The sequence below is a fragment of the Micromonospora sp. WMMD980 genome (assembly GCF_029626035.1).
GTDB lineage: Bacteria > Actinomycetota > Actinomycetes > Mycobacteriales > Micromonosporaceae > Micromonospora.
The window spans coordinates 473,832-493,810 of sequence record NZ_JARUBE010000003.1 but is presented as its reverse complement, the minus strand read 5'-3'; the positions used below and the strand labels follow the sequence as shown (position 1 = coordinate 493,810).

The following is a 19,979-nucleotide window of genomic DNA, read 5'->3' as shown; positions in this document are numbered from 1 at the left end:
CGGGGGCGGCCCGGCCGGCGGGACTACGCTGGGCGGGTGAGCGTGACGACTTCCGGACCGGCCACCATCCGCGCGGGCCGGCTCGACTACCAGGCCGCCTGGGACGAGCAGCGCCGGCTGCACGAGGCCGTGGCGGCCGGTGAGCAGGGCGACACGGTGCTGCTCCTGGAGCACCCGAGCGTCTACACCGCCGGCAAGCGGACCGAGCCGTGGGACCGGCCGACGGACGGCACGCCGGTGGTGGACGTGGACCGCGGCGGAAAGATCACCTGGCACGGTCCGGGGCAGCTTGTCGGCTACCCCATCGTCCGCCTGCCCGACCCGGTCGACGTGGTGGCGTACGTCCGGCGCACCGAGCAGTTGCTGATCGACGTCTGCGCCGAGTTCGGGCTGGCCGCGGGCCGGGTCGAGGGCCGCAGCGGCGTCTGGGTGCCGGCGGACGACCGGGGCCCGGCGCGCAAGGTGGCCGCCATCGGCATCCGGGTGGCCCGTGGCGTCACGCTGCACGGCTTCTCCGTCAACTGCGACTGCGACCTGGGCTTCTTCGACCGGATCGTGCCCTGCGGCATCCGCGACGCCGGGGTCACCTCGCTCACCGCCGAGCTGGGCCGCCCGGTCACGGTCGCCGACGTGCTGCCGGTGGTCGAGCGGCACCTGCCCACCCTGACCCGGGTCTGACGGGTGCGGCTCGATCTCGTCACCCTCGTCGTCGCCGAGTACGACCCGGCCGTCGCGTTCTTCACCGAGGTGCTCGGCTTCGAACTGGCCGAGGACTCGCCGTCGCTGACGAACGACGGCCGGCCGAAGCGCTGGGTGGTGGTGCGCCCGCCGGACGGCGGCACCGGGCTGCTGCTGGCCCGCGCAGACGGGGAGCACCAGGCCGGGGCGGTCGGCGACCAGACGCACGGCCGGGTCGGCTTCTTCCTCCGGGTCGACGACTTCGACGCCGTCCACCGCCGGATGGTCGCCGCGGGCGTCGAGTTCGTCCGCCCGCCCCGCACCGAGCCGTACGGCCGGGTCGCGGTCTTCCGGGACATCGCCGGTAACCCGTGGGACCTGCTCGGCCCGGCCTGATCCACACCCCCACCCCCACCCACACCGACCTGCCGCGCCCCTGCCGCACAACCCCCCGCAGCGCCGAATCCACTCACCGACGGTGAGCGCCGACGCACCCCCGCCCTCACCCCGCCGCCGCCTTTGCTCTGCAGCCCTCGACGCAGCGGTCACCCGCCGTCGAGCGATGCGGCGGTGGCTGCAGAGCAAAGGCGGCCGGCACCATCCTTCCGTCCGAACCGACATCCTCCCGAATTCCCTGGTCAGCGCGCTGCGTCGAGAACAGGGGCACTCCGACGACCGGCACGCCGCTTACTCAGCGTCACCGACGCCCACCTTGGGCCCCCGCGTCACCCGGAGTGAGCAGCGTGCCGCGCGGTCACGGCGTGAGGCGATGCAGGTCGCGCGGGAAGGCGGTCACCTCCCGGACGTTAGCCGCGCCGGTCAGCCGGGCCACGAACCGCTCCAGACCGACCGCGAAGCCGCCGTGCGGCGGCATGCCGTGCCGGAACGCGTCCAGGTAACCGGCGTACGGCTCCACCGGCTCGCCCCGCGCCGCCAGCGCCGCCAGGTAGTCGGCGTGCCGGTGCAGCCGCTGCCCGCCGGTGACCAGCTCCATCCCCCGGAACAGCAGGTCGAAGCCGTTCGAGTGGGTCGGACGGGCCGGGTCGGGGTGGGTGTAGAACGGCCGCTTCGCCATCGGGTAGCCGGTGACGAACAGGAAGTCGCTGCCGTGTTCGACCCGGACCCACTCCCCCAGCGCCCGCTCGTGCGCCGGCGCCAGGTCGGGTTCGTCGGCCGGCGCCCCGGCGATCTTCAGCGCGTCGGTGAAGTGCACCGCCGGGATCTCGGCCGGCACCCCCGGCACCGTCACGCCGAGCGTGTCGAGCGCGCCGGCGGCCCGCTCGGTTACGCCGGCGAGCATCCCGGCCAGCGTGTCGCGCAGCACGGCCATCACGTCCCGGTGGTCGCTCACGAAGCCCAGCTCCACGTCGAGCGAGGTGTACTGGGCCAGGTGCCGGACCGTGTCGTGCGGCTCGGCGCGGAACACCGGCCCCACCTCGTAGACGCGCTCGAAGACGCCGACCATGAGCTGCTTGTAGAACTGCGGCGACTGGGCCAGGTAGGCGGGCCGGCCGAACCAGTCGAGCGCGAAGACGTTCGCCCCGCTCTCGGTGGACGAGCCGACCACCTTCGGGGTGTGCACCTCGATGAAGCGCTGCCGGTCGAGCGTGGCCCGGAAACCGGCGACGGCCGCCGCCGAGATCCGCAGCGCGGCGGACCGGGTCGGGTGCCGCAGCGCGGTCGACGCGTGGTCGAGCTGGGTGGGCAGTGCCGCGCCGAGCGCCGGCCGGTAGAGGTCGAACGGGGGCGGCACGGCGGGCGGGCCGAGCGGTCGTACCGTCGGCTCGACGACCTCGACCCCGGCGGGCGCGGTGGGGTTCGCGACCACCTTGCCGACCACCTCGACGACGGTCTCCTCGGTGAGCGCCTCGACCTGCGCGCGCACCTCGGGCGCGGCGACCACCACCTGGGCGAGCCCGGTGGCGTCCCGGACGATCAGGAACGCCACCGACTTGAGCAGCCGGCGGCGGTGGACCCAGCCGGCGAGCCGGACGGTCGCGCCGACGTGGTCGGGGAGCTGGGTGGACAGGATGCGTTGCACGGTGGTTACCTCCTTGATCAATCGCAACGCGATCCCCAGGGAGGTGTGGGCGAGCGGGATCCTCGCGGTGCCACCACACCTTCGCCCTCCGCCTCGGCGGCGGGCCTCGTTCGTCGCCTTTTCACCGGGGCCAGCCGGGCGGGTTCTACTGGGCGCGGCGTGTCAACAAGGGGCCCCGCCTCTACCGGAGGCGTTAATAGGGGGCCCCTCCTTACACGCGGCCGTTCTTCCCGCAGCTCGGGAGGGTCTTCGTCGGCCGAGCGCCAGACCGCCTCGCAGCACATCGGCGGCTCTCTGGGCTGGCGGGTCGGTCCGCTACTCGGCTCCGTCGCAGCTCTGTCGACACGCTAGCAGCCGGGCCGCCGGCATGTGACGGGGTTTTTTGGCCGCTCGTGTCCGGTGTCACAAGTTTTTAGGGGTGACGGCCGTCGCCCGACGTTCATCGACCGCCGCCGACCGGCGTAGGCTCGATTTCGTGACGATCGAGCAAACCGCGCCGACGACTGAGCAGCCAGCGCGCACCGCGACCGTCGCCCCCGAGGGGCGGCGCATGCTGCGGATCGAAGCGCGCAACGCCGAGACGCCGATCGAGCGCAAACCACCGTGGATCAAGGTCAAGGCCAAGATGGGCCCGGAGTACACCCAGTTGCGCGGGCTCGTCTCGCGCGAGGGTCTGCACACCGTGTGCCAGGAGGCCGGCTGCCCCAACATCTACGAGTGCTGGGAGGACCGCGAGGCCACCTTCCTCATCGGCGGCGACCAGTGCACCCGGCGCTGCGACTTCTGCCAGATCGACACCGGCAAGCCGGCCGAGTTCGACGCCGACGAGCCGCGCCGGGTCGCCGAGTCGGTCGCCGCGATGGGCCTGCGCTACGCCACCATCACCGGGGTGGCCCGCGACGACCTGCCCGACGGCGGCGCCTGGCTCTACGCCGAGACGGTCCGGCAGATCCACGCCCTGCAGTCCGGCTGCGGCGTCGAGCTGCTGATCCCCGACTTCAACGCGGTGCCCGAGCAACTCGCCGAGGTCTTCGGCTCGCGTCCCGAGGTGCTGGCGCACAACGTGGAGACCGTGCCGCGCATCTTCAAGCGGATCCGCCCGGCCTTCCGTTACGAGCGGTCGCTCGACGTGATCCGCCAGGCCCGCGCCGACGGCCTGGTCACCAAGAGCAACCTCATCCTCGGCATGGGCGAGGAACGCGCCGAGATCTCCCAGGCGCTGCGCGACCTGCACGAGGCCGGCTGCGAGCTGATCACCATCACGCAGTACCTGCGACCATCCCCCCGGCACCACCCGGTCACCCGCTGGGTCAAGCCGGAGGAGTTCGTCGAGCTGCGCGAGGAGGCCGAGGAGATCGGCTTCGCCGGGGTGATGAGCGGCCCGCTGGTCCGCTCGTCGTACCGCGCCGGCCGCCTCTACCAGCAGGCGCTCGCCGCCCGCGAACAGGTCACCGTCGCCGGCTGAGGCGGGCCTCCGACCGCGTCACCCTCCGCCGGCCCCCGGCCAGATGCCATGATCCAGGGCATGACCGCCGGGGTACGCCAGGAGCCACGCGAGGCCGACCGCCCGCGCGCCTCCCGGCGGCCCCGGCTGCCGACGCTGCTCGCCCTGCTGGTCGGGTTCGCCGCCGTCGGCTACCGGTTGGCGCTGTTGCTCGCCGACGCGCCGCCCAGCAACAGCGACGAGGCGACCATGGGGCTGGCCGCCCTGCACATCGCCCGGGGCGACGACTTCCCGGTCTGGTTCTACGGCCAGGCGTACATGGGCACGCTGGAGGCGTACCTGGCCGCGCCGCTGGTCGCGCTCGCCGGGCCGTCCGTGCTCGTGCTGCGGTTGCCCACCCTGGCCCTGTACGCGCTGTTCCTGCTGCTGTCCTGGCGGCTCACCCGCCGGCTCGGCGGCGACCGCTGGTACGCGCTGCTGGTCGTCGCCGTGCTCGCGCTCGGCGCCGACCGGGTGGTGAAGAACCAGCTCATCGCCGGCGGCGGCTATCCCGAGCTGAACCCGGCCGGCGCGGCGCTGGCGTTGCTCACGGTCGCGCTGTGCGGCAACGGGCCGGGCGCGCGGCTGCCCCGCTGGGCGGCCTGGGGGCTGGTCGCCGGGGTGCTGCTCTGGGTGGACCCGCTGATCCTGCCGTACGCGCTGGCGCTCGGCGCGGTGCTGGTGGCGTGGCGCCGGCGGGAGCTGGCCGGGCGGGCCGGGGCGGCGCTCGGCGGCGCGCTGCTGCTGGGCGCGGCGCCGATGCTGCTGGACAGCCTCCGGCACGGGCGCAACCCGCTCGCCGCGGTGCTGTCGGCGGGCGGCTCCGGCACGTCGGCGAGCTGGGTCGAGCGGTGGCACGGCGGTGTGGTCGTCGGTCCGCCGCTGGCGATGGGCTTCTGCTCCCCCGGCCACTGCGCCCCCTGGCAACTCTGGTGGGCGGTCGCCTTCCCGATCCTGCTGCTGCTCGCCGCGTTCACCGCGTGGCGCACCGTGCGCCGCCCCGCCGGGTCGGCGGACCGACGGGTGCCGGCGGCGGTACGGCTGGCGTTGCTGGGCGGCGCGGCTGCGGTGCTGGCGGCGTACACGGCCAGCAGCGCGGCCGGTCGGACGCCGGTCGAGAGCGCCCGATACCTGTCCTGCCTCGCGGTCGCCGTCCCTGCGCTGCTCTGGCCGCTCTGGCAGGCCGCCCGCCCACTGGCGGCCCGGCTCGGCCGGCCCGTCGGGCGAGTCGTGCTCGGTCTCGACCGACGGCGCGAGCTCGGCGAGGTGGCGGAATCGGACCGGTCGGGACACCCCCACCTCGGCGAGGTGGAGTCGGTCCGGAGCGTGGTGGCCGGGATCGGAGCGGTCACGGTGCTCGCCGGGATGCTCGGCACCGGCGCGAGCGCCACAGCGGACGCGATCCGGGCCGCGCCGGCGGTGCACGCCGCGGCCGACCGGCACCGGATGCTCGTCGACGCCCTCGGCGACCTGGGCGTCCGGCACGTCCGGGGCGGCTACTGGACGTGCAACCGGATCTCCTTCGCCAGCGGCGAGGAGACCGTGTGCGCGGTGGTCGACGACGAGCTGCGCCCCGGCTTCGACCGGCTGCCGGGGTATCGGCGGGCGGTGGCCGCGGACCCGGACGCGGCCTGGGTGGCGCCGGACGGCTCGCCGCTGGCCGCCCGGCTGGACCGCCGGCTCGGTGCCGAGCCGGGCGCCCTGCGCGTCATCACGATCCCCGGCTGGCGGATCTACCTGCCCCGCCGCTGAGCCGGGGCGGGCGGCGGATCGAGCAGGCCCAGGCGGTGGGCCAGCGCGGCGGCCTCCACCCGGTTGGTCACGTCCAGCTTGGCGATGATCCGGGAGACGTGCACGCTGGCGGTCTTCGGGGAGATGAAGAGCCGTTCGGCGATGCCGCCTGATCTTCGCGCCCCGGCACCTCCTTACCCGGCGGCCGGGCGGGCCGGCGCGGCCGTAAGGTACTCAGCCCGCGGCGGAACGGGTGGCCACGGATCAACGGCTCGCGCGCCGACCACTAGACTCTGCGGCATGGCAAAGCCCCAGGAGAAGGTCTCGTTCGGCCAGCGGCTGAAGCAGATCGGGATGGTGTTCAAGTTCACCGCCAAGCAGGACAAGTGGTTCGCGCCGCTGGCCGCGGCGGCGGTGCTGATCCCGCTCGCGCTCACCGTGGTCGCGGTGCTCGCCTGGGGCTGGATCTGGCTGCCGATCGGCATCCTGCTCGCGCTGCTCGCGCTGCTGATCGTGCTCAACCTGCGGTCCAACAAGGCGATGATGAACGCCGCCGAGGGCCAGCCCGGCGCGGCGGCGCAGATCATGGAGAGCATGCGCGGCGACTGGCGGGTCACTCCCGCGGTCAGCTCGACCACCCAGATGGACATGGTCCACCTGGTGCTGGGCCGCGCCGGCGTGATCCTGCTGGCCGAGGGGAACCCGCAGCGCGTGCGCGGCCTGCTCGGCCAGGAGAAGCGCCGGCTGGCCAAGGTGATCGGCTCGGCTCCGCTGCACGACTACGTGATCGGTTCCGGCGAGGGCGAGCTGCCGGTCCGCAAGCTGCGGATGACCGTGATGCGGCTGCCGCGCACCCTCTCCCCGAAGGACGTCAACGCCCTCGACAAGCGGCTCAAGGCGCTGACCGCGCGGCCGCAGATGCCCAAGGGCGCGGTCCCGAAGAACATGCGACCGCCGCGGGGCGCGTTCCGGCAGACCCGGGGTCGCTGACTCCCGGCGTACGCGAGGAAGGAGCCGGTCCCCCGCGGGCCGGCTCCTTCTGTCGCTGCCTCAGCGGCGCGGCGCGTCGGCGACCACCGCGCCGGCGAGCCGGTCGTGCAGGCCGCGCCGGTGCTGGTCCATGATCAGGGCCGGGACGACGAGGGCCAGCAGGAGGCCGCGCAGCAGTCCGCGGGCGAGCCCGATCCGGCCGCCGTCGGCCCAGGCCACGCAGCGCAGCCGGGTCAGGTACATGCCGGGGGTCTGGGCGAAGAGCCCGAGGAAGAAGCCGTACTCGAGGATCAGCACCAGGACCGGCGGCCAGCCGTCGCGGACCGGGTCGGCGAAGGCCCGGGCGACCATCAGGCAGAGCACCCAGTCGATGATCAGCGCGCCGAAGCGGCGGCCGAGGCCGGGCGGCGTGAAGGTGGGATCGGCGGCGGGCGGCACCGGTGCGGCGGCGGTATCGGTCACGCGGCCAGGGTAGCGCCGCCTCGGCGCCCACCGAAAATTCCGACAATGCCGTCAATAATTAACATACGGTACGGGCAATGACGCTCCGCGAGCGACGTAACACGGCGGAAACAGAGGAGACACGGCCGGGCAACCGCCCGGCCATAGCGTCGCCACCAGACAGCGACCGGAGTGGACCTGCCAGGAGGACGTGTGTTCGCCAATCCCGAGGAACTCCTGCGTTACCTCAAGAACGAGGACGTGAAGTTCGTCGACGTACGTTTCTGTGACCTGCCCGGCGTGATGCAGCACTTCAACCTGCCGGTCGAGTCCTTCGACGACAGCGTCTTCACCGACGGCCTCGCGTTCGACGGCTCGTCGATCCGCGGCTTCCAGGCCATCCACGAGTCGGACATGCTGCTGCTGCCCGACGTCGCCACCGCGTTCGTCGACCCGTTCCGCAAGCAGAAGACGGTCGCGATCAACTTCTTCATCCACGACCCGTTCACCCGCGAGGCCTACTCCCGCGACCCGCGCAACGTGGCCAAGAAGGCCGAGGCCTACCTCGCCGCCAGCGGCATCGCCGACACCGCCTACTTCGGCGCCGAGGCGGAGTTCTACATCTTCGACTCGATCCGCCACGAGACCTCGGCGCACCAGTCGTTCTACTACATCGACTCGATCGAGGGCGCCTGGAACACCGGCCGGGTCGAGGAGGGCGGCAACCGCGGCTACAAGACCGCCTACAAGGGCGGCTACTTCCCGGTGCCCCCGGTCGACCACTACGCCGACCTGCGCGACTCGATCGTGCGGCGGCTGGTCGATACCGGCTTCACCGTGGAGCGCTCGCACCACGAGGTGGGCACCGCCGGCCAGTCGGAGATCAACTACAAGTTCTCCACCCTGCTGCACGCCGGTGACCAGCTCCAACTCTTCAAGTACATCGTGAAGAACGAGGCCTGGGCCAACGGCAAGACCGCCACGTTCATGCCCAAGCCGCTGTTCGGTGACAACGGTTCCGGCATGCACACCCACCAGAGCCTCTGGCTGAACGGCGAGCCGCTGTTCTACGACGAGACCGGCTACGCCGGGCTGTCCGACACCGCCCGCTGGTACATCGGCGGCCTGCTGCACCACGCGCCCTCGCTGCTCGCCTTCACCAACCCGACCGTCAACTCCTACCGCCGCCTGGTGCCCGGCTTCGAGGCCCCGGTCAACCTGGTCTACTCGCAGCGCAACCGCTCCGCGTGCACCCGCATCCCGGTCACCGGCAGCAACCCCAAGGCCAAGCGCGTCGAGTTCCGGGTGCCCGACCCGTCGGCCAACGTCTACCTCGCCTTCTCCGCGATGATGATGGCCGGCCTGGACGGCATCAAGAGCAAGATCGAGCCGCCGGCCCCGATCGACAAGGACCTCTACGACCTGCCCCCGGAGGAGTGGGGCGACGTCAGGCAGGTCCCCGGGTCGCTGCCGGCCGTGCTCGACTCGCTCGAGGCCGACCACGACTACCTGCTCGACGGCGGCGTCTTCACGCCGGACCTGATCTCCACCTGGGTCGACTGGAAGCGGTCCAACGAGGTCGACCCGGTGCGCCTGCGCCCGACCCCGCACGAGTTCGCGATGTACTTCGACTGCTGAGCACGCTCGTCAGCACCGGCCGGGCCGGCTCCGCCACCGCGGGGCCGGCCCGGCCCGTACCGCGCGCACCACGACCACGACCACCAGCACGGTCATCAGCACCGCGCCGGGCGCCTTGGTGAACCGGGCCAGGTTGGTGCCGTCCGGCAGGGCGAGCACCGACGCCACCGCGCAGGGCGCCACGAACCAGACCGTCCGGGCCGGCGGCACCACCGCCACCGCGAGCAGGGCCAGCGGCCAGGTCGCATACCAGGGATGGAAGACCGGGGCGAGCAGCACGGTCGCGGCCGACGCCAGGCCGGCGCCGAGCAGCGCCGTCCGGGGCCGGGCCAGGGTGAGCCGGGCCACCCGCTGCCGGGTGTCGTTCAGCGCGCGCAACGCCGTCCACGCCCACCACCAGAGCGCCACCAGCAGCCCCGCCAGCAGCACCAGCCCGATCGCCCGGGTCACCGGCACGGCGTGCGGTTGGCGGCCGGCCAACTCGCCCGCGTAGTCGACGACGAAACCGACGGCGGTCGGCGGCGAGGTCCACTGCCGCGAGTCGCCGCTGCGGCCCAACCCGTCCACCCACCCCAGCCCGAGACCGGTGGCGAGCGACAGGAGGACGAGCGTGCCGAGCACCACCGCGGCCAACCGGCCGCCGTCGCGCAGCAACGCCCGCCAGGTGTAGCGGCCGAGCACCGCGGCGAGCGCCGCGAACGGCAGGACCACCACGGCGATCGCCTTCACCGCGACCGCCAGGCCCAGCAGCACCCCGGCCACCACCAACGCGCGTGCCTTCCCCGGGCGACGGATCAGCACCAGCAGCCCGAGCAGGACCAGCCCGAGAGCCAACGCGTCGTTGTGCGCGCCGGCCACCAGGTGCACCCCGACCAGCGGGCACGCCAGCACCAGCCAGGCCGCGCGGCGGGTGGGCACCCCGGCGGCGCGGGCCAGACCGGGCAGGCAGAGCGCGACGAGCAGCACGCCGGCCAGCGCGACCAGCCGAAGCAGCACGATCGCCCCGACCAGGCCACCGCCGGCGAGCACCGCCAGCCCGGCCAGCAGGACGAAGAACGGCCCGTACGGCGCCGGCGTGTCCCGCCAGATCGGCGACACCGACCCGGTCCACGGGCAGCCGGCCGCCTCGACCCCCACCCGGTAGGGGCTGGTCCCCCGCGTCCAGGTCCAACCCTGGCAGACGTACGAGTAGACGTCCCGGCTGCCCAGCGGCGGCGCGGCCAGCAGCGGCAGCGACCAGAGCCCGGCGGTCAGGTAGGCCCACCGACCCGACGGGGCGCCCCAGCGCAGTGACCACCACGCGGCGACCAGCAGCATGGTCCCCACCAGCCAGCAGCCGAGCGTCACCGGCCCGTGCGGGGCGTGCCACAGCGCGGCGAGCGTGGCCCGTGGCGGGGCGTCGGGCAGTGCCCCGCCCAGCCAGCCGGCGACGGTGAGCAGGATCGCCCCGGCGAGACCGGCGTAGCGGGCGAGCCCGGGGGCGACCGGCCGCACCGGCGCGTCGGATTCGCCCACCGACGTCTCCTCACTCCACCGGAACCGGCTGCCGCTCCTTCCGGGCCGACCGTACCAACCAGACGACCAGCACGATCACGAACACCGTCATCAGCGGCGCACCCGGCATCTTGGTGTAGCGGGGTAAACCGGTCCCGTCCGCGAGCACCAGGAACGACGACACCAGGGTGACGATCGAGAACCAGCCGGTCCGGCGCGCGGTGGCGGCCAGCACGGCCAGCGGCCAGAGCCAGTACCAGGGGTGGAACAGCGGCGCCAGCGCGACGGTGGCGACCAGCGCCAGCGCCGCGTGCCAGAGCGGCTCACCCCGGCGCCACGCCCGGAACCAGAGCCAGACCAGCAGCACGACCAGCACGACCATGCCGATCGCCCGGGTCGCCGGCAGCGCGTCGACGTGCACCCCGAACGGCGCCAGCAGGTAGCCGACGGTCTGCCCGACCGCGGTCGGCGGCGAGGTCCACGCCACCACCAGCCCGCCCTGCTCCAGCCCGCTGATGAAGCCGAGGCCGAGGCCGGCGACGAGCGTCGCGGCGGCCAGCGAGGCCAGCGCGCCGCCGACCACCCACCCGCCGTCGCGGACCAGCGTCCGGATCCGGTACGGGCCGACGACCGCGGCGAGCGCGGCGAACGGCACCACCACCAGCGCGGTGACCTTGATGCCGGCGGCCAGGCCGAGCAGCAACCCGCCGACGAGCAGCGGTCCCGGCCGGCCCGGTCGGGACGCCACCACGGCCAGCCCGGCGACGAGCAGGCCGACCATCATCGCGTCGTTGTGCGCCCCGGAGGCCAGGTGCACCGGCACCAACGGGCTGGCCAGCGCCAGCCAGAGGGCCCGGCGTGGCGGCACCCCGCAGCGGCGGGCCAGCACCGGCAGCGCCCAGGCGGTCAGCGCCACCCCGGCCAGGGCGAGCACCCGGAACAACGCGACCGCGCCCCACAGCGACCCGGTGGCCTTGACCACCGCACCGGCGAGCAGCACGAACAGCGGCCCGTACGGGGCCGGGGTGTCCCGCCAGATGTACGAGATGGTGTCCAGCCACGGGCAGGGCAGCGCCGACACGCCCTGCTCGTACGGGTTTAGCCCGGCCGAGAAGCTGGCACCCTGACACGCGTACGCGTACACGTCCCGGCTGCCCAGGGGCGGGGCGACGAGCATCGGCAGCAGCCAGAGCCCGACCGTGACGAGCACCCACCGGGCCGACGGCACCCGGTCGCGCAGCGACCACCACGCCCAGGCCAGCAGCGCCGTGCCGGCGAGCCACAATCCGATGATCAGTGGTCCGTTCGGGCCCTGCCAGATACTGATCGGGGTGGGACGCAGTTCACCGTCGGGCAGCGCACCGCCGAGGTAGGCGGCCACGGCGAGCAGCACCGAGCCGGCCAGCCCGGTCCAGCGCGAGAGGTGGTGAGACACGTTCACCATGCTGCCAGTACGGTGGTTCGCGATCAGGAGGTGGGCATGCGCGGCGGTCGAGTGGTCACGGTGTCCGCCATGTCCGCGCTCGTCCTCGCCGCGCTCTACCTGATCCTGCCGGCCACCGGCTCGGACCTGTCCGCCCAGGTCGCCCGCGCCGGTTTCTTCGCCGCGCACGGGCCCGCCCTGGTCGACCTGCGCTGGTACGGCGGGGTGCACCCGTGGGGCTACAGCCTCGTCTCCCCGCCGCTGATGGCGCTGCTCGGGGTACGTCCCACCGGCGCGCTCGCGCTGCTCGCCTCGGCCGTCGCGTTCGCGGCCCTGCTGGTCCGGGCGCGGGTGCCGCGCCCGCTGCTGGGCAGCCTGGTCGGCGTGGTCACGATCGCCGGCAACCTGGTCTCCGGCCGCGTCACCTACGCCCTCGGCGTCGCGTTCGGCCTGGCCGCGCTGCTGGCCCTCACCCTGCCCACCGCCGCGGCCGGCCGAGTTCGTGGGGCGCGCGCCGGGGCGGTCGTCGTCGCCGCGCTGCTCGCCTCGGCGGCCAGTCCGGTGGCCGGGCTGTTCGTCGGGCTCGCCGGTGTCGCGCTGCTGCTCGGTCGGCGGTGGGCCGACGGCCTGCTGCTCGCCGTGCCGGCCGCCGCGCCGCTCGCGGTGACCGGGCTGCTGTTCGGCGAGGGCGGCTGGATGAACATCAGCCGCACCGACACGGTGCACGCCGTGGTGACCAGCCTGCTGGTGGCGGCGCTGGTGGCGTACCGGCCGGTGCGGGTGGGCGCGCTGCTCTCCGCGGCCGGGGTGCTGGCGGCGGCGCTGCTGCCCACCCCGGTCGGGCTGAACGCCACCCGGCTGGTGGTGATGTTCGCGCTGCCGGTACTGGCGGCCGCCGCGACGATCCCGCGCGCGCTGATCGGGCGTCTGCCTCGGGCCGCCGGCGCGGTCGGGCTGGCCGTGTTGCTGGCGGTGGTGTGCTGGTGGCAGCCGCCGGTGGTCAGCGCCGACCTGCGCAGCGCCGACGACCCGACGGCCGACCCGGCGTACTTCGCGCCGCTGCGCGCGGAGCTGGCCCGGCGCGGGCTCACCGGGCGGGTGGAGGTGCCGCCGACCCGCAACTACTGGGAGGCCGCCCGCCTCGGCGAGGTGCCGCTGGCCCGGGGCTGGCTGCGGCAGGCCGACATCGATCGCAACCCGCTGTTCTTCACCACCGTGCCGGGCGCCGCCGGCACCGGCGTCCCGCTGACCGCCGAGAGCTACCGGGCCTGGCTGGCCGACAACGCGGTGCAGTACGTCGCCGTGCCCGACGCCGAGCTGTCCTGGGTGGGCCGACCCGAGGCGGAGCTGGTGACCGCCGGCCAGCCGTACCTGACCGAGGTCTGGTCGGACCGGCACTGGCGGCTGTACGCGGTCGCCGACCCCACCCCGCTGGTCGGGGCACCCGGCGAGCTGGTCCGGCAGGACGGCGCCTCGGTCACGTTCCGCACCCCCACCGCCGGCCCGGTCCCGGTCCGGGTCCGCCACGACCGCTGGCTCACCGTCACCGGCGGCGCCACGCTGTCCCCCGCCGGCGACTGGCTCACCGTGACGGTCCCCCGCCCCGGCGCCTACACCGTCACCGGCTGAGCGCCGGTGTGAGAAGGGGCCCCGCCTATACAGAATGCGTTAACAGGGGGCCCCTCCTTACAGGGGGGCTTCGAGGATGTGCTGGACGACGGTGCGGGAGTGGCGCCCGACGCGCAGGTAGTCGTCGAGGAACTCGCCCGGGTCGTCGCGGCCGAGCAGGCGCACCACCCCGGCCAGCTCCACCCCGTGCCGGGGCAGTTGGTCACCGGGACGACCGCGCACCAGCATCAGCGCGTCGCGGACCTGCGCGGCGAGCGTCCAGCCGGCGGCCAGTTCGGCCGCCTCGTCGGGGTCGAGCAGGCCGGCCTCGCGGGCCGCGGCGAGGGCGTCGAGGGTACGGGTGCCGCGCAGCGCGGGCAGCCGGCCGGCGTGCCGGAGCTGGAGCAACTGCACCGCCCACTCGACGTCGGCCAGACCGCCCCGGCCCAGCTTGGTGTGGGTGGCCGGGTCGGCGCCCCGGGGCAGCCGCTCGGTCTCCACCCGCGCCTTGATCCGGCGGATCTCCACCATCTGTTCGCGGGTCAGCCCGTCGGCCGGGTAGCGCACCGGCTCGATCATCGCCTCGAACTCGGCGCCCAGCTCGGCGTCGCCGCAGACGAACCGGGCCCGCAGCAACGCCTGCGCCTCCCACACCCGCGACCAGCGCGCGTAGTACTGCGCGTAGGCGGCCAGGCTGCGGACCAGCGGGCCCTGCCGGCCCTCCGGGCGCAGGTCGGCGTCGACGCCGAGCGGCGGGTCGGGGGCGGGCGCGGAGAGCAGCCGGCGCAGCTCCTCGGCGATGGCGTGCGCGGCGGCGCTGGCCGCGCTCTCCGCCACCCCCGGCGGCGGGTCGTAGACGAAGAGCACGTCGGCGTCGGAGAGGTAGTTCGACTCGTACCCGCCGAGGCGGCCCATGCCGATCACCGCGAAGCGCAGCCCCGGCGGCCCGGGCTGGGCGGCGCGGGCGGCGCGCAGCGCGGCGGCCACTGTGGCGTCGGTGACGTGGGAGAGCGCGGTGCCGACGGCGGTCACGTCGACCACGGTGGGCCGGCGTTCCCCGCCGCCGACCGGGCGCGGGGTGAGCGGGGCGAGCGAGCCGGCCCGGCTGAGCACGTCGGCGGCGGCGATCCGGACCAGCTCGCGGCGGCGCAACGCGCGGACCGCCCGGGTGGCCTCGACCGGGTCGTCGTGCCGGGCCGCCGCGGCGACGAAGCCCTCGACGAGGGTCTCCCGGGGGCGTGGCGTCAGTTCGCTGTCCTCGGCCAGCAGCCGCAACGCCTCGGGCTCGCGGGCCAGCAGGTCGGCGGCGTAGCGGGAGGAGGAGAGCACCCGGGCCAGCCGGCGCGCCACCGGGCCGGAGTCGCGCAGCAGGCGCAGGTACCAGGGGGTGCTGCCGAGCTTGTCGGACACCTGCCGGTAGTTGAGCAGCCCCCGGTCCGGCTCCGGGGCGTCGGCGAACTCGTCGAGCAGCACCGGCAGCAGCGTGCGCTGGATCGCGGCGGTGCGGCTGACGCCGCCGGTGAGTGCCTGGAGGTGTCGCAGCGCGCCGGCCGGGTCGGCGAAGCCGAGCACCTCCAGCCGGTGCCGGGCCGCCTCGGGCGTGAGGCGTAACCCTTCGGCCGGCACCCGGGCCACCGACTCCAGCAGCGGCCGGTAGAGCAGTTTGGCGTGCAGCCGGCGTACCTCGCTGGCGTGGGTGACCCACTCGGCGCGGAACTCCTCGACGGCGCTGCGGCCCGGGGTGGCCGTGTGGCCGAGCGCGGCGGCGAGCCAGCGCAGCGCGGCCGGCTCGGTCGGCACGGTGTGGGTGCGGCGCAGGCCCTGGAGCTGGAGCCGGTGCTCGACGGCGCGCAGGAAGCGGTAGCCGCGCAGCAGCGCCTCGCCGTCGGCGCGGCCCACATAACCGCCGGCGACCAGGGCCCGCAGCGCCGGCACGGTGCCCGGCACGCGCAGCGACTCGTCACCGCGACCGTGCACGAGCTGGAGGAGCTGCACGGCGAACTCGATGTCACGCAGCCCACCCGGACCGCGCTTGATCTCGCGTTCCGCCTCCTTAGGCGGGACGTTGTCGAGGATCTTGCGGCGCATCGACCGGACGTCGGAGACCGCCTCCGGCCGCTCGGCCGCGGTCCAGACCAGCGGGGCGAGCGCCGCGATCCACTCCCGGGCCAGCTCCAGGTCGCCGGCCGCCGGGCGGGCCTTGAGCAGTGCCTGGAACTCCCAGGTGCGGGCCCAGCGGCGGTAGTAGGCCAGGTGGCTGGCGAGCGTGCGGACCAGCGGTCCACGGTTGCCCTCCGGGCGCAGCGCCGCGTCCACCGGCCAGGCGACCAGCCCGCAGACACCGATCAACCGGGTGGCGACCTGGGTGGCCGCGGTCAGGTCGTCGTCGCCGGCGGCGACGAAGATGACGTCGACGTCGGAGACGTAGTTCAGCTCGTCGCCACCGCACTTGCCCATCGCCACCACGGCGAGCCGGGGCCGGGCCGTGCCCTCGGGCAGCTCGTCGACGGCGATGTCGTAGGCGGCGGAGAGAGTCGCGTCGGCGAGGCCGGAGAGCGCGGCCATGGTCTGCTCCAGGCCGCGCCCACCGGTCAGGTCGGCCGCCGCGATCCGCAGCAGCGCCAACCGGTACGCCTGGCGTAGCAGCGGCACCGCGCCGGTGACAGTGGTCAGCTTGGCGGCGGCGCCCAGATCGAGCCGGCCGTCGGCGGTCGGTGCGAGCCCGTCCGGCTCGGTGGCCAGCACCGCCCACTGCCCGGGGTTGGCGACCAGGTGGTCGCCGAGGGCCGAGGAGGCGCCGAGCACCGCGACCAGCCGGCGGCGCAGCCCCGGGTCAGCGGCGAGCGCGTCGCGGATCGCCACGCCGCCGCCGGTGCGCCGCTCCGACTCGACCAGCCGGTGCAGCTGGCGCAGCGCCAGGTCCGGGTCGGCGGCCCGGGACAGCGCGGTGAGCAGCTCGGCGGCCCGGTCGTCGGCCGGTTCCTGGGTGTCCGGGCGCCACAGGTCGAGCCCGTCCGGGCCGAGCAGGTCGGCGGCGCGGGTGGCGCCGTCGCCCTCGGCGAAGCCGTAGCGGGCCAGGCGCCCGCGGGCCGGCCGGGTCACCTCACGCCCCGAGCAGCGGGAGGCTGCGACGCGGGCTGTCGTCACCCAGCTCGCCGAGCGCGAGGGCGGCGAACCGGATCGCGAACGGTTGCCAGGCCTCCTCGACGTCGGCCATCGCCCGGTCGCAGGCGGCCACCACCAGCTCCGGGTCGTAGCCCAGCTCGGCCAGCGTGGCCGAGTCGCGGGACCACTCGGCGATCATCGCGGTGTCGCACTCGATGTGGAACTGCAAGCCCCAGGCCCGGTCGCCCAGGCGGAACGCCTGGTGCGGGTAGCGGGTGGACGCGGCGAGCAGCGTCGCCCCGTGCGGCAGTTCGGTGATCTCGTCGGCGTGCCACTGGAGCACGTCGGGCATCAGCGGCACGTAGCGGAACAGCGGGTCGGTCTCGGCGGCGTCGCGCCGGCCCACCACGGTGGGGCCGATCTCCGGCCCGGACGGGCTGCGCTCGACCCGGCCGGCGTGCGCGGTGGCGAGCAACTGCGCGCCCAGGCAGATCGCCAGCGTGGGCAGCCGGTGGCGGACCGCCTTGCGCAGCAGCCCCTCCAGCGCCGGGAACCAGGGCGCGCCCGGGCTGTTGTCGGCCAGCGGATAGGCCTGCTGGTCGCCGCCGAGCACCACGAGGGCGGCGTACCCGTCGAGGTCGGCGGGGAGCGCGTCGCCCGCGTGCGGGCGCAGGACGCGCAGCTCCAACCCCCCTTCGGTGAGCCACTCCCCCAGGCGGCGGAGGTCGTCGGTCGGGTCGTTCTCGATCACCAGCGCGGTCGCCACGACGTCGAGGCTAGCCGGTACGCCCGCGCGCGGGCGGTCCGGCTCGGCGGCGTTAGGCTCGCGGTCGTGCCCACCGACGACTGCCTGCGCCCACCGGCCCTGCGTCCCGGCGACGCGGTGATGCTGGTGTCGCCGTCCGGACCGACCCGTCCGGAACGGGTGGCCCGCGGCATCGAGCTGCTCACCGGCTGGGGCCTCCGGCCGGTGCCCGCGCCGAACGCGTACGCCCGGCGGGGCTACCTGGCCGGCGACGACGCGCTGCGGGCCGACGACCTGAACGCGGCGTTCGCCGACCCGGAGATCCGCGGCGTGATCTGCACCCGGGGCGGCTACGGCGCGCAGCGGGTGGTCGACCTGATCGACATGGCGGCGGTGCGCCGCGACCCGAAGGTGGTGGCCGGCTTCTCCGACATCACCGCGTTGCAGTTCGCGCTCTGGCGGGGCGCCCGGCTGGCCGGGGTGCACGGTCCCGGCGCCGCCTGGCGGGACGAGCGCACCCCGCTGCGCTCGGCGGAGTCGCTGCACGCCGCGCTGATGACCACCGAACCGGTGACCGTGGCGGCGGTCGAGGCGGAGGAGACGTATCCGGTGCGGGTGCCCGGGCGGGCCGAGGGCCGGCTGATCGGCGGCAACCTGTGCCTGATCACCGCGTCGGTCGGCACCCCGGACATGCCGGACCTCACCGGCGCGATCCTGCTGGTGGAGGAGGTGCAGGAACCGCCCTACAAGGTCGACCGGATGCTCACGCACCTGCGCCGGTGCGGGGCGCTGACCGGGCTCGCCGGGGTGGCGGTCGGCCAGTTCACCGAGTGCGCCGACGGCTGGGACACCACGATCGTCGACGTGCTCACCGACCGCCTGGGCGACCTGGGCGTGCCGGTCCTCGGCGGTCTGCCCGTCGGCCACGGCCCCGACCAGCTCACCGTCCCGGTGCACACCCGGGCCACCCTGGACACCACCACCGCCACCCTCACGGTCACCCCCGCCGTCCGTTGACCGCGCCGCGCGCCGCGCTGAGGTGGGCCACCGCGCCGGTTTCCAGGGCGACCCAGACCGAGGCGTCGGGGGTGAGCGTGAGGCCGTGGGGTTCGGAACGCGCGGTGGGCAGGGTGTGGTGGGTGAACGTGCCGTCGGGGGCGACGTGGCCGAGGCGGTTCGCGGCCCACTCGGTGAACCAGCAGCCGCCGGCCGGGTCGGCGACGATCGCGTGCGGGCGGGCCGCCCGGTCGGGCAGCGGAAACTCGTCGATCCGCCCGTCGGGGGTGATCCGGCCGAGCTGCCCGGCGGCGATCTCGACGAACCAGAGCGCGCCGTCACCGCCACCGGTGATGCCGACCGGCCCGGCGGCCTCGGTGGGCAACGGGTGCAACGTCACCGACCCGTCCAGGCCGACCCGGGCGATCGCGTTCGCCTGGTTGAGCGTGAGCCAGAGGGCGTCGTCCGGGCCGGTGGCCAGCATCGACGGGAAACCCTTGGCGACCGGCAACGGGAACGTGCTGACCTCCCCGTCCACGCTCACCCGCCCGACCGTGTCGTCGCCCATTCCGGCGTACCAGAGCGCGCCGTCCGGGCCGGTCGCCAGGCCGCACGGGGCGCAGCCGGGCGGCAGCGCCACCGAACCGCTCTCGCCGTCGACGGTGATCCGGCCGAGCCGGTGGTCGCCGGAGCGGGTGTACCAGAGCGCGCCGTCCGGCCCGGTGGTGATGATCAGCGGGCGGCTCTCCGGCGGGTCGGCGCGGTAGGTCCGCACCACACCGTCGAGGCCCAGCCGGGCGACGCCGCCGGAGCCGGCCAGCGTCAGCCAGAGCGCGCCGTCCGGCCCGACCGTGATCGCGTACGGGCCGGAGCCCGGCCCGGTCAGCGGGACCTCGCGGATGACGGGCTGTGTCATGAGGCGCCTTTCGTCGGGATTCCGCCCACCCTTCCGACCGCCACGGTGACCGCGCAACCGTTTTTGTCCGGATCCCCGCTCCGGATTGCCAGCTCGCTGACAGGTTCGCCATGGGTTGCCCCCAGCTCCAGCGGTCACTGTCGGTGACGTCATCGCACCACCACCGAAAAGGAGATCCGCATGATCCGCACGACGAGGAAGCGCCTGCTGGTCGGCCTGGCCGCCGCCGGGGTGCTCGGCGTCGGGATCGCCGCCCCGACGGTGGCGCTCGCAGACGACAAGGGCCCGAGCGCCGGCGCGAGCACCGACCAGGGCGGCGACCGCCAGCAGCGGTACGCCGACCGGCAGGCCGAGTTCGCCGACGCGCTCGCCAAGGAGTTGGGCGTGCCGGCCGACAAGGTGACGGCGGCGCTGGAGAAGCTGCGCGAGCAGCGCCAGGCCGACCGCCCGGAGCGGCCGACGCCGCCGTCGGCGCAGGACCGGCAGGCCGCGCTGAAGGGCCGGCTCGACCAGGCCGTCAGGGACGGCAAGCTGACCCAGGAGCAGGCCGACGCGGTGCTCAAGGCCGCCGAGTCCGGCGTGTTCCCCGGCCCCGGCGGCATGACCCACCGCAACTGGCACAAGTGAAAGGAGGGGCCCCCTCTTAACGCTTTCGGCATAGGAGGGGGCCCCGCTTAACACGCGCCGGCG

Annotated in this window: 17 protein-coding genes; 9 read left to right on the top strand and 8 right to left on the bottom strand. The window is 74.7% G+C overall.

Annotation, left to right across the window (positions count from 1 at the left end):
* The first annotated feature begins 36 nt into the window (after positions 1-36).
* Both lipB and O7618_RS02840 read left to right on the top strand, forming a co-directional pair.
* A complete protein-coding gene (gene lipB, locus O7618_RS02845) occupies positions 37-678 on the top strand; it encodes a lipoyl(octanoyl) transferase LipB (RefSeq protein WP_278104380.1) in 642 nt (213 codons plus the stop codon).
* 3 nt (positions 679-681) lie between these two features.
* Positions 682-1,074: a VOC family protein gene (locus O7618_RS02840; RefSeq protein WP_278104379.1), complete on the top strand. Its 393-nt coding sequence runs from the start codon at positions 682-684 to the stop codon at positions 1,072-1,074.
* Positions 1,075-1,432: 358 nt separating this feature from the next.
* Here O7618_RS02840 and aspS read toward each other — a convergent pair whose 3' ends face one another.
* Positions 1,433-2,719 (bottom strand): aspartate--tRNA(Asn) ligase, encoded by a 1,287-nt coding sequence (gene aspS / locus O7618_RS02835; protein WP_278104377.1) that lies wholly within the window; start codon positions 2,717-2,719, stop codon positions 1,433-1,435.
* Positions 2,720-3,137: 418 nt separating this feature from the next.
* Here aspS and lipA point away from each other — a divergent pair, with 418 nt between their 5' ends.
* On the top strand, positions 3,138-4,184 hold the full coding sequence (lipA, locus tag O7618_RS02830; protein WP_278104376.1) for a lipoyl synthase: 1,047 nt from the start codon (positions 3,138-3,140) through the stop codon (positions 4,182-4,184).
* A gap of 60 nt (positions 4,185-4,244) precedes the next feature.
* Complete coding sequence (locus O7618_RS02825) at positions 4,245-5,954, top strand: DUF423 domain-containing protein (RefSeq protein WP_278104375.1); 1,710 nt, start codon at positions 4,245-4,247, stop codon at positions 5,952-5,954.
* Here the strand turns inward: O7618_RS02825 and O7618_RS02820 are convergent.
* Positions 5,936-6,097: a LuxR C-terminal-related transcriptional regulator gene (locus O7618_RS02820; protein ID WP_278109886.1), complete on the bottom strand. Its 162-nt coding sequence runs from the start codon at positions 6,095-6,097 to the stop codon at positions 5,936-5,938. The genes O7618_RS02825 and O7618_RS02820 overlap by 19 nt on opposite strands.
* Before the next feature lie 136 nt (positions 6,098-6,233).
* Between O7618_RS02820 and O7618_RS02815 the strand changes: the two genes are divergently transcribed.
* Positions 6,234-6,923: a DUF4191 domain-containing protein gene (locus tag O7618_RS02815; RefSeq protein ID WP_269690609.1), complete on the top strand. Its 690-nt coding sequence runs from the start codon at positions 6,234-6,236 to the stop codon at positions 6,921-6,923.
* A gap of 60 nt (positions 6,924-6,983) precedes the next feature.
* Here O7618_RS02815 and O7618_RS02810 read toward each other — a convergent pair whose 3' ends face one another.
* Positions 6,984-7,361 (bottom strand): RDD family protein, encoded by a 378-nt coding sequence (locus tag O7618_RS02810; protein ID WP_347405407.1) that lies wholly within the window; start codon positions 7,359-7,361, stop codon positions 6,984-6,986.
* Positions 7,362-7,577: 216 nt separating this feature from the next.
* On the opposite strand from O7618_RS02810, the gene glnA reads away from it, so the two are divergent.
* Complete coding sequence (gene glnA / locus O7618_RS02805; protein ID WP_278104374.1) at positions 7,578-9,002, top strand: type I glutamate--ammonia ligase; 1,425 nt, start codon at positions 7,578-7,580, stop codon at positions 9,000-9,002.
* A gap of 9 nt (positions 9,003-9,011) precedes the next feature.
* Here the strand turns inward: glnA and mptB (O7618_RS02800) are convergent, their stop codons facing one another.
* Positions 9,012-10,517, bottom strand: a complete 1,506-nt coding sequence (gene mptB / locus O7618_RS02800; protein ID WP_278104373.1) for a polyprenol phosphomannose-dependent alpha 1,6 mannosyltransferase MptB — start codon at positions 10,515-10,517, stop codon at positions 9,012-9,014.
* Between the two features lie 10 nt (positions 10,518-10,527).
* Positions 10,528-11,931: a polyprenol phosphomannose-dependent alpha 1,6 mannosyltransferase MptB gene (mptB, locus tag O7618_RS02795; protein ID WP_278104372.1), complete on the bottom strand. Its 1,404-nt coding sequence runs from the start codon at positions 11,929-11,931 to the stop codon at positions 10,528-10,530.
* Between the two features lie 45 nt (positions 11,932-11,976).
* Here mptB (O7618_RS02795) and O7618_RS02790 point away from each other — a divergent pair, with 45 nt between their 5' ends.
* Positions 11,977-13,548, top strand: a complete 1,572-nt coding sequence (locus tag O7618_RS02790) for a hypothetical protein (protein WP_278104371.1) — start codon at positions 11,977-11,979, stop codon at positions 13,546-13,548.
* Between the two features lie 57 nt (positions 13,549-13,605).
* On the opposite strand, the gene O7618_RS02785 is transcribed toward O7618_RS02790, so the two are convergent.
* Together O7618_RS02785 and O7618_RS02780 are read right to left on the bottom strand one after the other, a co-directional pair.
* Positions 13,606-16,629, bottom strand: a complete 3,024-nt coding sequence (locus O7618_RS02785) for a bifunctional [glutamine synthetase] adenylyltransferase/[glutamine synthetase]-adenylyl-L-tyrosine phosphorylase (RefSeq protein ID WP_278104370.1) — start codon at positions 16,627-16,629, stop codon at positions 13,606-13,608.
* 1 nt (position 16,630) lies between these two features.
* Positions 16,631-17,398 (bottom strand): type 1 glutamine amidotransferase, encoded by a 768-nt coding sequence (locus O7618_RS02780; RefSeq protein ID WP_278104369.1) that lies wholly within the window; start codon positions 17,396-17,398, stop codon positions 16,631-16,633.
* Positions 17,399-17,464: 66 nt separating this feature from the next.
* On the opposite strand from O7618_RS02780, the gene O7618_RS02775 reads away from it, so the two are divergent.
* The gene (locus O7618_RS02775; protein WP_278104368.1) at positions 17,465-18,394 is read left to right on the top strand and encodes an LD-carboxypeptidase; all 930 of its coding nucleotides are present in this window, start codon (positions 17,465-17,467) and stop codon (positions 18,392-18,394) included.
* Here O7618_RS02775 and O7618_RS02770 read toward each other — a convergent pair.
* Positions 18,375-19,289, bottom strand: coding sequence for a virginiamycin B lyase (locus O7618_RS02770; protein ID WP_278104367.1), 915 nt, complete (start codon positions 19,287-19,289; stop codon positions 18,375-18,377). The two genes, O7618_RS02775 and O7618_RS02770, sit on opposite strands and share 20 nt — an antisense overlap.
* 180 nt (positions 19,290-19,469) lie before the next feature.
* Here O7618_RS02770 and O7618_RS02765 point away from each other — a divergent pair, with 180 nt between their 5' ends.
* On the top strand, positions 19,470-19,916 hold the full coding sequence (locus tag O7618_RS02765; RefSeq protein WP_278104366.1) for a hypothetical protein: 447 nt from the start codon (positions 19,470-19,472) through the stop codon (positions 19,914-19,916).
* The last annotated feature ends 63 nt before the right edge of the window (positions 19,917-19,979 follow it).